Raw genomic sequence first — 14,822 nt, 5'->3', positions numbered from 1 at the left:
CTGCTCGCCCCCTGTTTCACCGTCCGGCGCGGCCGTGTCCCCGATACCCGATCGGAGACACGGCCACCTCCCGCTATGCTCGGGGAGGCAACATCGCGAGGACCCTTAGCTCAATTGGCAGAGCAGTGGACTTTTAATCCATTGGTTGTGGGTTCGAGTCCCACAGGGTCTACCGGTGGTGGGCGGGGGTTATGGCCTCTGACCTGCTGTGCAGCGTCCGTTTCGGCTTCGGCCGACTCGGGCGCTGCTTTGTTTTCGGGGGCGAGCAGGTCCAGTACTGCCAGCACGGCGACCGGTGCGACGACCGGCGATCTTCCCGCAACCGGAACGCGTATCGCCGACGTATCGAAAAGCGCATACGCCCCCGCAACAGTTCCCCGCCTTCAGTGGACATCCGAACTGCCCTGCGTCAACGGGCAGTTCGTCCATCGGGAACGGGAAAGGACTGTGCGCATGGACTCGGATTCCGTACGCGGTGTCGGTCGGCGGAGGCTGCTCGGATGGAGCGGGCTGGCGGCCGTCGGCGGGGTGGCAGGCGCGTCGCTGGTGGGCGCCGAGCCCGGTTACGCCGCCGAGCCCGGTTTCGCCGACCAGGGCCGTCACGCGGCCCAGGTCTCGACCGGTCACGCCTCGACCGCCCCGATCCCGCCCGACACCCGCCCCGGCGGCGCCTACGATCGGTACGTGGCGAAGCTGGCCGCCGAGGGCAGGTTCTCCGGTGTGGTGCTGCTGTCGCACCGGGGCCGGACCGTGCTGTCCCGCGGCTACGGCATGGCCGACGAGGAGAAGGGGATCGCCAACCACGAGGGCGTCGCGTTCAGCCTCAGTTCGGCGGGGAAGCCGTTCGGCACGGTGGCCGTGCTGCAGTTGGCGCAGCAGGGCAAGGTGAAGCTGTCGGACCCGGTGGGCACCCATCTGAAGGGCCTCGCCAAGGAGATCGCCGAGCAGGTGACCGTCCACCACCTGTTGTCCGGCACCTCCGGGCTGGACGTCGCCGACGAGGACGTACGACGGGTCTTCCGGAGCCGGGACGAGGTGCACGCGTACTACGAGCGGCGGGCCCGGCAGGCGAGACTCGTGGGTGTCCCGGGCCTTCCCGACACCGACCACGAGGAGGCGGAGGTCACCCTCTCCGCGCTGATCGTGGAGGCCGTGAGCGGTCGGTCGTACTGGGACCACGTGCGGGAGAACGTCTTCGCGCGCTGCGGCATGACCGGCTCCGGGTTCTACACGCGGCCGCAGTGGCTCACCGACGGGCACATCGCGCACCCGTACATGGAGCTGGCCGACGGCAGTGTGGTGGACGCCGTCCGCGACCTGGACGAGAGCAGCCCGGACCCGAACGTCCTCGGCAAGAATCCGGGCCGCGCCTTCGTCGACGCTCCCGGGGACGGCGGTTTCGCCACCGCGCCGGATCTGGTCCGGTTCGCGCACGCGCTGGGCGACGGCACGCTGCTGGACCGGCCCTGGGCCGACGTGCTCACCGCCGCCAAGATCCCCCAGGGACCGGCGTCGTTCGGGGCGTACGGGATCCCGGTCTCCATCGTGGGCGGCCAGTGGATGTACCAGCGCGCCGGCGGCAACCCCGGCGTCGGCGCCAACTGGGACATCTACCCGGACACCGGCTGGGTCGGCGTCATCCTCAGCAACCGCGACGGCGTGCCGCTCCAGGAGATGATCGGTCAGGAGGCGCAGGCCATCACCGGGGCTCCGGTGGACGGGGGTTCGGGGGGCTGAGCCACCGGGGACTCTCCGCCAGGCAGGCAATGCCCTCAGCCTCGGCGACCGGTGCCGTCCGCCTGTAGAAGACGAGAAGAGCGGAGCGACTAGTGCCCCACGTATTGAACTTATGGCGTCAACAGCTCGGAAAAGTACCCGAGTCGGTCTGGCGGCGCACCGAACTCCAGGTCCTGATCCTCGCGGACAACGGGCTCACCGATCTCCCGCCCGCGATCGGACGCCTGCACGGGCTGACCACCCTGGACCTCGGTCACAACCACCTCGCCTCGCTCCCCGACGAACTCGGCGACCTGACCGCCCTCGACGGCTGCCTCTACCTGCACGACAACGACCTGGCCGAACTCCCGCACACCCTGGGGAACTTGACCCGCCTGCGCTATCTCAACGTCGGCGAGAACACCCTCACCGCCTTGCCCGAGGCCATCGGCCGCATGGCCGGACTCGTCGAACTCCGCGCCCAGCACAACCGGCTGACCACCCTGCCCGACACCATCGGCGCCCTCGGCACCCTGCGCGAACTCTGGCTCCGGGGCAACGAGATCACCCGCCTCCCGTCATCCGTGGCCGACCTCCACGAACTCCGTCACCTGGACCTACGGGAGAACGCCCTCGCCGAACTCCCGCAGGAACTGGCCGACTTGCCCCTCCTCCGCCAACTCGACCTCCGAAGCAATCGCCTCACTGTGCTGCCGGACTGGGTGGCGGCCATGCCGTCGCTGGAGAAGCTGGACCTGCGGTGGAACGACTGTGACCCGTCCGCGGGGCTGCTGACGGAGTTGGAGCGGCGCGGGTGCGTCGTACTCTCGTGAGCTCCCTGAGTGCGGCGGGCAGCGGCCTCCTTTAACCCACAGGTGTGAACCAGGCCGCCTCCGGGGTGGCTGAAACGGGTCGTAGGATCCCATTTGTAGACGTCTGGCCCGCCGCCCCGATGGGCATGTCATTCGCCGAAACCGGGATATCCCACGCCCACTTGGCGGCACTTTTCGGTCACTCGTGGATATTCCCGCAACATATACAGTTCGACGCCCAGTTGGGGACGAACACGGAACGAAAACGGGGAGAACCGGGTGAAGAAGATCCTGCTGACCACAGGACTCGTCGCGTTGCTGACGGTGGCGACCGCCGCGCCGACCATGGCCATCTCCGACTCCGGATCGACGCCCCTGCCCGGCACGGGTGCGAAGGTCGAGGTCACCGCCTGGCAGTGCAACGCCTACGCCGACAAGTGCTCCTTCAAGACGTCCACGAAGACGAAGAAGGGCAACGCGAAGTACGAGGTCAGCAAGATCAGCAACACAGCGACCGTGAAGGCCAACGGGTGGCAGGCCACGCTCGCGTTGAGTCCCAGCGGTACGCAGGTGAGCGAGAGCACCCGGCAGGTCGGCTGGACCAACCAGAACACCTGGATCGCCGACGTCAGCGGCATCGCCGACCCCGGAGGTTCGCTCAACACGAGCATCACCACCTGCTCCGACGGCGGCGCCTTCGAGTCCGGCGTCAAGGCGTTCGCCTCGGCTTGCGCGAACGACTGAGCGCCGTGGAGCGCGACCTCCTGCCAGGGCGTACCGGACGCCGTAGCCGTGTCGTGGTCGCCGCGGCCGCGGCGATCGCCGGGGTGGCCGCCTTCGGCGTCTCGATGTTCGGCGGCGGGCCGGTGGAGCGGCCCGACCGGCCCGGCACCCGACTGGCCGCGCAACTCGGCGCTCTGCGCGGCGCGAACGATCTCGTACGAGCCACCCGTGCCGAGGTCGGACGTGATCCCGCGCTGTACCCGACCGCGTACGGGCGCCTGGAGGCCGCGCTCCCCGGCGGGCACCGGACCGGCGCCGAGCCGCCCGTCCCCGGGATCCGCCCGGCCGCCCTGGCCCGGCTCGCCCGCACCGACATGCTCGACACCCCCGCCTGGCGGGCGCAGTACGTGTGCCTGTCGCTGTCGGCCGCCGGAACCTCCCAGGCCTCCGAAGCCTCCGATGTTCCCCGAGCTCCCAACGCCCCCGGAGCCACCAGCGCGGCCGCCGTCCTGGAACGTGCCGGACTCCTCGCACAGGCCGAGACCGAAGCGCTCGGCTATCTCCGGACGCCGGACCCCGAGGACGACGCTACGACCTCGCTCGCCACCCGCGCCGCCTTCCTGCAGACTCTGGCCTGCCTCGGCCGCAGCGAACAGGTGGCCCCCGCCACACTGACCCGTCTCGCGGCCGACACCGCTCAAGTCGACCAGCCCGTACCGGCGTTGTACGCGGTCGAGGCGCTCCGGGCCGTCGGGGTGCGGGCCCGGGCCACACGCGTTCTCCGGCACGCCGATGCTGATCTCCGGCGGGCCGACTGCGTCGTACTCGAATCCATCCAGCGGGCCGCATCAGCCCTGCTCCGGCGGGAGTTGACGTCCCAGACGCGTGCCTGTCTGCTGCCCGCGCTGCATGACCCCGACACGCAGACCCGGTGGCTGGTCCGGCGGGCGCTCGCCCTCGGCGGGCCCGACCCGTCGGACCCGCCAATTCCCGTGCCTACGGCGGCCGTTCGGTCCGACGGTCTCGTGGCCAAGTCCCCGACCCAACTCGGCACGCTCACCGCCACGTACAACGCCGCGCGGGCCCTGACCGCCAGCGGCGGGCGGGAGCGAGCACCGGAGTGGCTGGAGAAGGGGCTGAAGCGGCTGGGCTCGGACCCCGGGCTCGATCCGTCCGACCGGCTGCTGCTCGCCATGACGTGCCACCGGTTGTCCTTGGGCTGCGGACCGCGGGCCGCCGAGGGAGCCAGGGCCGCGGCGGCCGAACGCGCGGTACCGGCGCGTCTGACCACGGTGAACCAGCACAGTTGGTACGGCGCCACGGCCGCGCGTGCCGAGTTCGGACTGGGGTGTCCGCGCACCTCCGTCGAGTCGCTCGCGCACGAGGGCGACGCTCTTCCCGCCCCTTCCCTGCGCGTCGTGGTGGTGCTCGCCGACGCGGGGTGTACGACCCAGGCGCGATGGCTCACGGCGGGGACCGACCTCGTCGCGCAAGCCCAAAAGGCCCTGCGCGACGGTGAGTTGGTGACCGCCTCCGACGCGATCCAGGCGGCCTTGGCGACCGACCAGAACGTCGCACAGACCTTCTGGAACGACCTTCCGGCACTGCTGAAGCCCTACCGCGACGCCGAGTTCCCCGACCTCTACGCCGACTCACCGGGCGGTGCCGCTTCGGCCGACGCCACGCGAGCCGCGTACTACCTCCTCGCCTGAGCCCTCCCCCGTACCCGCCCCGCCTTCCTCACCCCAGAAGGGCACCCGCCGTATGAACACCGCCTCCCCGCCGATCGTCCTGGGCGAAGGCCTGGCCTTCAGATACGCGGCCGGTGGTGGTCTGAGCCGGGCTGATCTCGCCCTCCGGGCGGGAACGATGGCCGCCGTCGAGGGGCCGTCCGGCTCGGGCAAGAGCACCCTGCTCGCCCTCCTCGGGCTCATCCTCTCGCCGAGCGCGGGCTCCCTCCATATCGCCGGCACGGACACCGGCGCACTGTCACCCGCCGACCGGGACGCGCTGCGCCTGCGCTCGATCGGCATCGTGCTGCAGGACCTCGGGCTCCTCACGTTCCTCAACGCCTGGGAGAACGTCGCCGCCGCCTTCGGACCGCGGCTGTCGAGGCACCGTACGACGGCCCGGGCGCTGCTCGGCGACCTCGGCATGGAGCACCTGGCCGACTCCCCGGTCACCGAACTCTCCGGCGGCCAGCGGCAGCGCATCGCGGTGGCCCGGGCGGCCGTGAAGGAACCGCTGCTCGTCCTCGCCGACGAGCCGACCTCGGGACTGGACCCGAAGAACGCCAACTCCGTGATGGATTCGCTGCGTTCGTGCGCGGAACGGGGCGCGGCCGTACTGCTCGTCACGCACGCATCGGCGGTCGCCGAGGCCTGCGATCAGCGCTATGTGCTGGACGACGGCGTGCTGTCGCCCGTCCGCGAGGAGAACCTCCGTCAGGGAAGTGCCCGTAGGGAGACGCTGGGATGAGCCGCTGGAGTCTCTACACCTGGAAGCGCGACGGGCGTTCACTGCGCCGGGCGCTGCCCACCCTCACGGTCCTGGCCGCGCTGCTGACCACGTCCGCCGGGGTCGCGGCCGGTGCGGCGGGTGCCGTGGAGCGGGACGTACTGGGCTCCGGCGGGCTCACGCAGATCGAACTCTCCTCCTTCGAGGGCGATGCGTCGGTCCGCCCGCTCACCACCTCGGCACTGCGGGAGGCCGCGCGGGCAAAGGGAGTTCGGCAGGTCGTCGCCGACTACTCCTCCGTGCTGTACGCCGAGGAGAACGGGACGTACGACCTGGCGAGCCACACCCTGACCCCGGGTGACGATCTTCCGGTCACCAAGGGGAAGGTCTCCGCGCCGCTCGGCCCGGACGAGGTCGTGCTGCCCGCCGTCGCGCAGGGGACCGACTTCGCCCCGCTCCTCGGCCGGTCCGTCGCCTTCGGGTACACCAGGGCGACGGGCGCCGCGTCCGGCACCAGCGCTGTGATCAAGCTGAAGATCGTCGCCCTGTACGACCCGAGTTGGCAGGCCGACGGACCCGGCGTCGCCTATCTCTCGCAGGACACCGCCGCGTTGCTGGCCGCTGCCCGCTCCGGTCAGCCGGCGGAAGCCTTCCGGGACCGGGAGGGTGCGCAGTCCGCCGTCGTGGTGGTCGAGCACCAGCGGCAGGTGGCCGCGGTCACCAAGTCCCTGCAGAACAAGGGGTTTTCGGCCTCCGCGGTCTCCGACCGGGTCCGCAACCTGCCCGGTCTGTTCGGTGCGGCGGATCTCGCGATGCGCGTCGGGGTGCTGGTCCTGGCGCTCGGCGCGCTCGCGCTCGGTGTCGTCCGGGCCGCGGACAGCGCGCGGGCACGGATCGGCCAGTTCGCCGTTCTGCGGATCCTCGGTTCCGGACGGCCCGAACTACGCCGGATCCTGCTCGGCGAAGCCGTGCTGTCCGGTGGGGTGGCGGGGGTGCTCGGCGCGGCCGTCGGCACGGCGCTGTCCGCGTCGCTGGCCGGCCCGCTGAGCGATGTGCTCGGCCTGCCCATCACCGTCACGGACGCCCTGCCCGGGCCGGCCTGGGCCGGAGCGGCGCTGCTGCTGCCCGCTGCCGGCCTGGCCGTCGGCACCCTCTTCGGAAGCCGCGAAGCCCTCCGTCGGGACCCCTATCTCACCGCACGAGCGCACAGTTGACCCGACACCGCGCTCAGTACTCCGTCACCTGAGACTCCAAGTACCCCTTCAAGAACGCGTACTTGGCGTCCGTGTCCGCCGCGGGCACCGGCGCGAAATGGTCGCCCAACTCCATCGACACCGGCCTCGACGTGCGCAGCTCCGGCCATGTCGGCAGGCCGTGGCCGTTCGGGTTGCCGGTGGCCACGAAGTTCGCGACGTACGACGACGTCCGGTCGGCGATGGCGTAGTCCGCGGACGTCCACGGGCGGTCCGTGCCGTACAGGTTGCCGAAGAAGTAGTACTTCTCGGCGCCGTGGTAGGCGCCGACGCCGTCCGCCGGTTCGATCGGGTTGGTGGTGTCGTGGCCCGGGGGGACGTGGGTCCACCAGTAGGTGTAGACCGGGCTGCGGTTGGCGGCCGTGACCTTGAACTGTGTGCCCCAGAGGAACGTGGAGACCCGTTCCTCGTCGCGGGCGTAGTTGTCGTACTGGGCTGCCGCCTCCGTGTCCGTCGTCGCGGGGTACAGGGACAGGAAGTCGGCCGCCCGATCGCCGAACGTCGTCGCCGCGTACGCCTCGTACGCCGCGACCGTCATCGTCAGTGTCGGTGACGCGCCGTTCTCGTCCTTGTTGTTGCCGGTGAGGACCGGGATGTCGTACTCGGTACGGGACTTCATCGCCGCCGTGTACGACTCCGGGAGGACGTAGCCGTCCAGGACGTTGCCGAAGCTCGTGCCCGCCGCCGGGGCGCCCTGGGCGTACACCTTGGCCACGATCTCGTCGGCCGGCAGCGCGCGCAGGTCGGCCGGCGAGGACGCGCCCATGTACGTTGCGAACGCTGTGCCGTTGGCCTCCGCCGTCGCCAACTCCGCGTAGCCGCCCGCCACATGGCCCAGCGCCGGGTCCTTGGTGTACTGCACGCCCGCCGACAGGACGGCGCGGTGGAACAGGCCCCGCGCCAGCTTCGAGATCATCAGGATGTTCACGAAGGACGAGCCGTGCGACCAGCCCGCGAGCGTCACCCGTTCCGGATCGCCCCCGAACGCGGCGATGTTGCGGCGGATCCATTTCAGCGCGGCCACCGTGTCCCGCACACCCCAGTTCCCGGAACCACCGTGCCCGCCCTCCGAACTCAGCGCCGGATGCGCGAGGTTGCCGAAGGCGCCCACGCGGTGGTTGTACGTCACCACGACCGCGCCCTTGGCCGCCAGGTTCGCCCCGTCGTACACCGGCTGCGAGGCCCACATGGCGCTGTTGCGGCCGCCGTAGATCCAGACGAAGACCGGGCGGAGGTCCCGGGAGGATGTCGAACTGCCCGCCGCCGTCCAGATGTTGAGGTTCAGGCAGTCCTCGCTCAGTGGGGGGACCTTGTCGGCGGTGATGCCCGTGACCGGCTGGGGGCAGGCCGCGCCCCAGGTGTCGGCCTTGCGGATGCCCTGCCAGGAGGCGGGGGGTCGCGGGGCGCGCCAGCGGTTCTCGCCTGCGGTGGAGGCGGCGTACGGGATGCCCTTGTAGACGGTGACGCCGGGGAGGGCGGACGCGGTGCCTGTGACCAGGCCTGACTGGGTTCTGACCGGGTGGCTCGTGTCGTCGCGCGGGGTGGCTGATGCCGGGGTGGAGGGCAGGGTGCTGAGCAGGGCCGCGCCGGCTGTGAGACCTGCCGTACGGCCGAGGAAGTCGCGGCGGCCGGTACCGGTGGGGGAGGAGTTCACTGGGTCTCCCGATCACTTGAGGACGAGTCGCCTCATGCTGGGCCGGGCCTGCCGGGACGGCCTAGGGAGTTTTCGTGACTCACAGTGTCCACGGGTGCAACTTAGGTTGCGGATCCACGGGTTGACACCTTGGGCCGTGAACGGCCGCCCTACAACGCCGACTTGATCGAGTGCAGCACCGCGTCCGCCATGCCCCGCTCACCCCGCGCGTTCGGATGCACCGGCGCCGCCGGGTTCTGCGGTACGAGCGGTTCGATCCAGCGGGTGTCCTTCGCCGCGCAGGCGTTGTGGTCGGCGGAGGGCGTGTAGGTGTCGACGTAGGCCGCCCCCGCCTCCGAAGCCCGTTGCCGCAGCATCGAGTTGAGCTGTTGCTCCTTCTCGCGGAGGAAGGTCACGTCGCCCGGTGCGAGGGACATCTCCCGGCCGCAGTCGGCGCTGTCGGACGGCAGGATCGCCGGGTACGAGACGACGTAGACCCGGGCCTCGGGGGCGCGGCGCCTGACCTCGGTCAGGACCCGGGTGAGGCGTTCGCCCGCCGTGGCGATCTTCGTCTTCACCGCGTCGGAGCCGCCGTTGACGTAGTTCCGTTCGCACGGCGCGTCCTCGGCGATGTACTTGCCGCTGCCTGTCATCTCGTACAGCGCGCCCATCGCCACGCACCGTTTGATCATCGAGCTGAAGTCGATGTCGTTGCCGCCGATGCCTACGGTGACCAGGCGGGTGGTGGACGAAAGTGCCCTGAGCTGGGGCGAGTTGGTGCCGTCGTCGGTGTGCTGCGAACCCGCGAGGTCGGCGGTCGTGGCGCCGCTGCAGCTCACGTCGCGGAAGTCCCCGCCCTTCAGGCCGAGTTCGGCGGCGACGAGGGCCGGGTAGTTGCCGGCGGAGCGGTCGCAGCCGGCCGGGGTGCCCGTGGGGTCGGTGATGCCGGGGCCGGCCGTGTAGGAGTCGCCGAGGGCCACGTACGGGCCCTTGGACCGGGCCGAGTAGGCGATGCCGGTGTGGCTGTCGTCGTTGCCGTCGCCGTCGCGGGTGACCAGGACGACGGTGAGCAGGGTGCCGCAGGCGAGGAGCCCGGCCACGCCGGCCTGCACTGAGGTTTTCATCGAAGTGCCCTCTCTGGTGGGCGAGTTGGTGAGGTCGTGGCTTGGTGGCTGTGGACGTCCGCGGGCCCGGCGACGGGCGGGGGGAGTGCCCCGTCGCCGGGCCCGGGACTTGCGCCGGTCCCCGTCCCCACGGGATCCGGCACCGCGAGGCCACCTCCGCTCTTGGCGGCCCCGGTCTGGGGGAGTCAGGGGACTGGAGTGAGCCGGGCCGTGGGCGGGTCGGTGACCGGTGCCGGGACCTTGCGGCTCAGGGCCTCGCCCTCGACGTCCATGCGGGGGAGGAGGCGGTCCAGCCAACTCGGCAGGTACCAGGCCTTGTTGCCCAGGAGGGAGAGGACGGCCGGCACGATCGCCATCCGGACCACGAACGCGTCGAACAGGACCGCGATGGCCAGCCCGAAGCCGATCATCTTGATCATCGAGGCGCCCGCGCCGATGAAGCCCGAGAACACCGCCATCATGATCAGCGCGGCGGCCACGACCACCCGGGCGCTGTGCCGGAACCCGGAGACGATCGCCTGACCGGGCCCGTCCCCGTGGACGTACGCCTCGCGCATCCGGGAGACCAGGAACACCTCGTAGTCCATGGCGAGGCCGAAGACGATGCCCACCAGGAAGATCGGCATCAGGCTCATGATCGGGCCGGTCTGGTCGACGCCCAACAGGCTTGCGAGATGGCCCTGTTGGAAGACCGCGACCACCGCGCCGAGCGCCGCGAGCACGGAGAGCAGGAAGCCGAGTGCCGCCTTGAGCGGGACGAGGAGGGAACGGAAGACCAGGAGCAGGAGGACGATCGCCAGGCCGACCACCAGTGCCAGGTACGGAATCAGCGCGTCCTGGACCTTCTGCGCCACGTCGATGTTCAGCGCGGTGGTGCCCGTCACCTCGAAGCTCGCGCCCGCGTCGGAGGCGATACCGGGCCGTTCGCCGCGGATCGTCTGGACGAGCTCCTTCGTCTTCTCGTCGGTGGGGCTGGTGGCGGGGGTCGCGCTGAACACCGCTGTGTCGCCTGCCGAGTTGAAGCGCGCGGGTGAGACGGAGACCACCCCGTCCGTGGCCGCGATCTCCTTCGAGATCGTCGCTACGGCGTCCTTCGCGTCGTCCGCCTTCTTCGCGTCCACGACGATGGTCAGGGGGCCGTTGAAGCCGGGGCCGAAGCCCTTCGCGAGGTCGTCGTAGGCACGGCGTTCGGTGGTGGCCGTGGACTTGGCCTCGTCACCGGGCATGCCGAGCTGGAGGTTGAGTGCGGGCAGGGCCATCGCGCCGAGGCCCACGACGCCGAGCAGCAGGACGGGGATCGGGCGGCGGACGACGAGGCGGGCCCAACGGCTGCCCCCGTTCTCGCCGTTGGCCTTGTTCCGGCCGGCCTTGGCCTTGCCCTTGCGTTCGCGGCGCGACAGGACGGCGTTCGGCCAGAAGCCGAGGACGGCCGGGACCAGGGTGAGGGAGATCAGGACCGACAGGAGGACCGCGCCCGCCGCCGCCAGGCCCATCTTCGTCAGCATCGGGATGCCGACGACGGACAAACCGGCTAGAGCGATGACAACGGTTAGACCGGCGAACACCACTGCCGAACCCGCCGTACCGGCCGCGAGGCCCGCCGCCTCGCGCGGCGCGTGGCCCTTCGCCCGCTCCTCCCGGTAGCGGGAGACGACGAACAGCGCGTAGTCGATACCGCAGGCGAGGCCGAGCATCGTGGCCAGCGTGCCGGTGGTCTCGGAGAGGCCGAAGGCGCTGCCCAGGGCGAGGACCGCGGACATGCTGATGCCGACGCCGAGGATCGCGGTGAGGAGGGGCAGGCCGGCCGCGGCCAGTGAACCGAAGGTGATGAGCAGGACCACGGCGGCTATCGCGATGCCGATCGCCTCGGCGCTGCCGCCGGCGGCGGGCTGGGTGGCGAGGGCGTCGCCGCCGACCTCGACGGTCAGGCCCGCCTTCTTGGCCGTGTCGATGGCCCGTTCCAGGTGGGTCTTGGCGGCGTCGGTGAGGTCGTCGGCCTTCACCTTGAAGGTGACGGTGGAGTACGCCGTCGACGCGTCCTTGCTCACCGCCTGCGCGGCGAACGGGTCGACGGCGGAGGCGACTTGGGAACCGTCGGCCGCCTCCGTGACCAGCTTCTCGATCGCGGCCCTGTTCTCCGTCGCGGTGACCTTCTCGCCGTTCGGGGCGACGAAGACGATCCGGGCGTTCGCGCCGTCCGCCGCGGTGCCGGGGAAGCGCTGCTCCAGCAGGTCGAAGGCGCGCTGCGACTCGATGCCCGGCATCGTGAAGCCGTCGTCCGGGGCGGCCGGGGCCTTGGCGGCGGCGAAACCGACGGCGCCGAGGACCGCCACCCACAACAGGGTGACGAACCAGCGCCACCGGAAGGCCACACGGCCCAAGCGGTAAAGGAGAGTAGCCATGGCTGGGGAAGGCCTCCGTGTCGGCGGTCGGTCGAGATCCGGATCACGTGCGTGATCGTGGTCTCAAGCCTTCCGCCGGCCGCTCTCCGGCACGAGGGAGTGCCCTCCCGAATGGATGGTGTAGCCCGCTACACCATCGCCGCGCGGCTCAGCCCCTGCCCGGCCCCGTCAGCCCGCGTTCAGCTCCGTCAACTGGCCCAGCGGCAGCGTGTGTTGGGTCTGCAGGACCTTCGCGCGTAGATACCGGACGTTGTGCGGGGTGGTGAACACGCCGGTCGGGACCCGGTCGTGCACGTCGATGCCGAGACCGCGCAACTGGTCGGCCTTGTCGGGGTTGTTGGAGAGCAGGTCCAGGGAGGTGATCCCGAGGGCGGTGAGCATCTGCGCGGCGGCCGTGTAGTCACGGGCGTCCTCGGGCAGGCCCAGCGCGGTGTTCGCGGCGTACGTGTCGAGTCCCTGGTCCTGGAGGGCGTACGCGTCGAGCTTGTTGTAGAGGCCGATGCCGCGGCCCTCCTGGCGCAGGTAGAGCAGGACACCGCCGCGCTCGGCGATGCGCTCGACGGCCTCGCGCAACTGGGGGCCGCAGTCGCAGCGGGCGGAGCCGAAGACGTCGCCGGTCAGGCACTCGGAGTGCAGCCGGACCAGCGGGGTCGTACCGGGCGCGGGGTCGCCGAGGACGACCGCCACGTGTTCCTGGCCGTCGGTCAGGCCGTGGAAGGTGACGAGTTCGGCGTCGACGCCGTAGCCGTCCTGGAAGCGCAGCGGTACCCGGACGCGGGCACGCGGGGTGGCGGCGGGGAAGTCGGGCATGCGGGTCTCCGTGGTCCGGCGGCGGGTACGCGGATGTGCGTCGGTGAGGTGCTTCAGTTTTGAAACACATCCACGATCACGGAGACTACCTCATGCTTGAAATTTGAAGCAACAGAATTGTGGGACGGCTCACGAACAGGTCTCACGAACACGTCTCGCGAACAGGGCTCACGAACAGGAAGGAGTGGAGCGGCGGCGCCACGGCACGTCCTCCGGCTCCTCCAGCGCCCGCGCGATCCCCGCGCTGATCTCCTCCAGCTGCCCCACCTGCTCCGGGGTGAGGTGATCGAAGATCGCGGCGCGTACGGTCTCGACATGCCCCGGCGCCGTACGCTCCAGAACCTCCATCCCCGCGTCGGTCAGGACGGCGGTGCTGCCGCGCTTGTCGCTCGGGCACCCCTCCCGCCGTACCAGCCCGTCCTTCTCCAGCCGGGTCACGGCGTACGTCAGCCGGCTCCGGGTGATCTTCGACTTCTCGGCGAGGTCGGTCATCCGCAGCCGGCGGTCCGGTACGTCGGAGAGGTTGGCGAGGATGGAGTAGTACAGGTGGGGCATGCCGGCCTCCTGCTGGAGCTGCCGGTCGATCGCGTCCTCCAGGAGGTGCGTCGCGGCGATGTACGCGCGCCAGGCGCGCTGCTCCTCGGCGGTGAGCCAGCGGGTCGTCATGCCCCCAGTGTAGTTTTGTTTCAAACTTGAACCAAGCCCCGCCAGTCCCACGATCCATGACCGGGAGCGCGTCGATGCCCCACCCGTACGTCCTGCTGTCCGCCGCCGTCTCCCTCGACGGCTACCTCGACGACACCGGCCCCGACCGCCTGCTCCTCTCCAGCCCGGCCGACTTCGACCGCGTCGACGAGGTCCGGGCATCGGTCGACGCGATCCTCATCGGCGCCGGCACGATCCGCGCGGACAACCCCCGCCTCCTGGTCAACTCCCCAGACCGCAGGGCGAGTCGAGTAGCCGAAGGCAAGCCGGAATACCCCCTCAAGGTCACGGTCACCGCCTCCGGCGACCTGGACCCGACGGCCAACTTCTGGCACACGGGCGGCGAAAAGCTGGTCTATACGACGGACAAGGGCGCGGAGCGAGCACGCGAACTGGGCCTGGCGGCCGACATCGAGGCCCTCGGCCCGGCCCTCGACTGGCGAGCCCTCCTTGAACACCTGCACGCGGTAAGGGGAGTTGACCGCCTGATGGTCGAGGGCGGCGGCACGATCCACACCCAACTCCTCCAGCAGGGCCTGGCCGACGAACTCCACCTGGTCCTGTCCCCCCTGTTCGTGGGCGACGACAAGGCCCCCCGCCTCTTCGGCCCGGGCAGGTACCAGCCAGGCCGCCTCCGCCTGCTGGAGACCCGCGCCATCGAGGACGTAGTACTCATGCGCTACGAGCCCACCGCCCCCGGCACCGACGCCCTCCCCTCCGCCGCCGACCACCACTGGCTCGCCCTCGCCTGCGACCTGGCGGCGGAGTGCCCGCCCTCGGAGACGGCGTTCAGCGTCGGCGCGGTGGTGGTGGCGCAGGACGGTACGGAACTGTCCCGGGGCCACTCCCGCGAGGCCGGTGACCCGGTGGTCCACGCGGAGGAGGCAGCGCTGGCCAAGCTGGACCCGGCAGACCCCCGTCTCCCCGCCGCCACGGTCTACACCAGCCTCGAACCGTGCACCCACCGCGCCTCCCGCCCCAAGCCCTGCGCCCGGCTGATCCTCGACGCGGGTGTGCGGAGAGTGGTGACGGCCTGGCGCGAGCCGGACACGTTCGTGGAGGGAGCGGACGGGAGCGGGGCGCTGGCCGCGCGGGGGGTGACCGTGGTCGTACTCCCGGAGTACGAGCAGCGGGCGAAGGCACCGAACAGCCACCTACTGGGCTGAGCGCTTTTCGGCGCAGGCCCG

12 protein-coding genes and 1 tRNA gene are annotated in these 14,822 nt (G+C 70.8%); 8 read left to right on the top strand and 5 right to left on the bottom strand.

The window, feature by feature from the left end; genetic code table 11:
• Positions 1-99: 99 nt before the first annotated feature.
• The 7 genes from R2B38_RS18815 (at position 100) to R2B38_RS18785 (ending at position 6,922) form a co-directional block, all read left to right on the top strand.
• Positions 100-172, top strand: a tRNA-Lys gene (locus R2B38_RS18815).
• A gap of 281 nt (positions 173-453) precedes the next feature.
• Positions 454-1,737 carry a serine hydrolase domain-containing protein gene (locus tag R2B38_RS18810; protein WP_318017279.1) on the top strand — a complete coding sequence of 428 codons (1,284 nt, stop codon included), beginning with the start codon at positions 454-456 and terminating at the stop codon, positions 1,735-1,737.
• A 92-nt stretch (positions 1,738-1,829) separates the two neighbouring features.
• Positions 1,830-2,549 (top strand): leucine-rich repeat domain-containing protein, encoded by a 720-nt coding sequence (locus R2B38_RS18805; RefSeq protein WP_318017278.1) that lies wholly within the window; start codon positions 1,830-1,832, stop codon positions 2,547-2,549.
• Positions 2,550-2,807: 258 nt separating this feature from the next.
• Positions 2,808-3,272 carry a hypothetical protein gene (locus tag R2B38_RS18800; RefSeq protein WP_318017277.1) on the top strand — a complete coding sequence of 155 codons (465 nt, stop codon included), beginning with the start codon at positions 2,808-2,810 and terminating at the stop codon, positions 3,270-3,272.
• Positions 3,257-4,963, top strand: a complete 1,707-nt coding sequence (locus R2B38_RS18795) for a hypothetical protein (protein WP_318017276.1) — start codon at positions 3,257-3,259, stop codon at positions 4,961-4,963. Before R2B38_RS18800 ends, R2B38_RS18795 begins: the two co-directional genes overlap by 16 nt.
• Positions 4,964-5,015: 52 nt before the next feature.
• A complete protein-coding gene (locus tag R2B38_RS18790; RefSeq protein WP_318017275.1) occupies positions 5,016-5,729 on the top strand; it encodes an ABC transporter ATP-binding protein in 714 nt (237 codons plus the stop codon).
• Entirely contained in the window at positions 5,726-6,922 is a 1,197-nt protein-coding gene (locus R2B38_RS18785) for an ABC transporter permease (protein ID WP_318017274.1), read from the top strand. The genes R2B38_RS18790 and R2B38_RS18785 overlap by 4 nt, the downstream gene beginning before the upstream one ends.
• A gap of 13 nt (positions 6,923-6,935) precedes the next feature.
• Here R2B38_RS18785 and R2B38_RS18780 read toward each other — a convergent pair whose 3' ends face one another.
• The 5 genes from R2B38_RS18780 to R2B38_RS18760 form a co-directional block, all read right to left on the bottom strand.
• Positions 6,936-8,615, bottom strand: coding sequence for a carboxylesterase/lipase family protein (locus tag R2B38_RS18780; RefSeq protein WP_318017273.1), 1,680 nt, complete (start codon positions 8,613-8,615; stop codon positions 6,936-6,938).
• A gap of 149 nt (positions 8,616-8,764) precedes the next feature.
• Positions 8,765-9,718, bottom strand: a complete 954-nt coding sequence (locus R2B38_RS18775; RefSeq protein ID WP_318017272.1) for an SGNH/GDSL hydrolase family protein — start codon at positions 9,716-9,718, stop codon at positions 8,765-8,767.
• A 185-nt stretch (positions 9,719-9,903) separates the two neighbouring features.
• Positions 9,904-12,120, bottom strand: a complete 2,217-nt coding sequence (locus tag R2B38_RS18770; RefSeq protein WP_318017271.1) for an MMPL family transporter — start codon at positions 12,118-12,120, stop codon at positions 9,904-9,906.
• A gap of 168 nt (positions 12,121-12,288) precedes the next feature.
• Positions 12,289-12,930, bottom strand: a complete 642-nt coding sequence (locus R2B38_RS18765) for a GTP cyclohydrolase II (protein WP_318017270.1) — start codon at positions 12,928-12,930, stop codon at positions 12,289-12,291.
• A 168-nt stretch (positions 12,931-13,098) separates the two neighbouring features.
• Entirely contained in the window at positions 13,099-13,596 is a 498-nt protein-coding gene (locus R2B38_RS18760) for a MarR family winged helix-turn-helix transcriptional regulator (protein WP_033285149.1), read from the bottom strand.
• 74 nt (positions 13,597-13,670) lie between these two features.
• Between R2B38_RS18760 and R2B38_RS18755 the strand changes: the two genes are divergently transcribed.
• Entirely contained in the window at positions 13,671-14,801 is a 1,131-nt protein-coding gene (locus tag R2B38_RS18755) for a dihydrofolate reductase family protein (protein WP_318017269.1), read from the top strand.
• The last annotated feature ends 21 nt before the right edge of the window (positions 14,802-14,822 follow it).

Origin of the sequence: Streptomyces sp. N50 (assembly GCF_033335955.1) — a bacterium.
GTDB lineage: Bacteria > Actinomycetota > Actinomycetes > Streptomycetales > Streptomycetaceae > Streptomyces.
The sequence above is the reverse complement of the archived record's forward strand: the minus strand, read 5'-3'. Positions and strand labels throughout refer to the sequence as shown.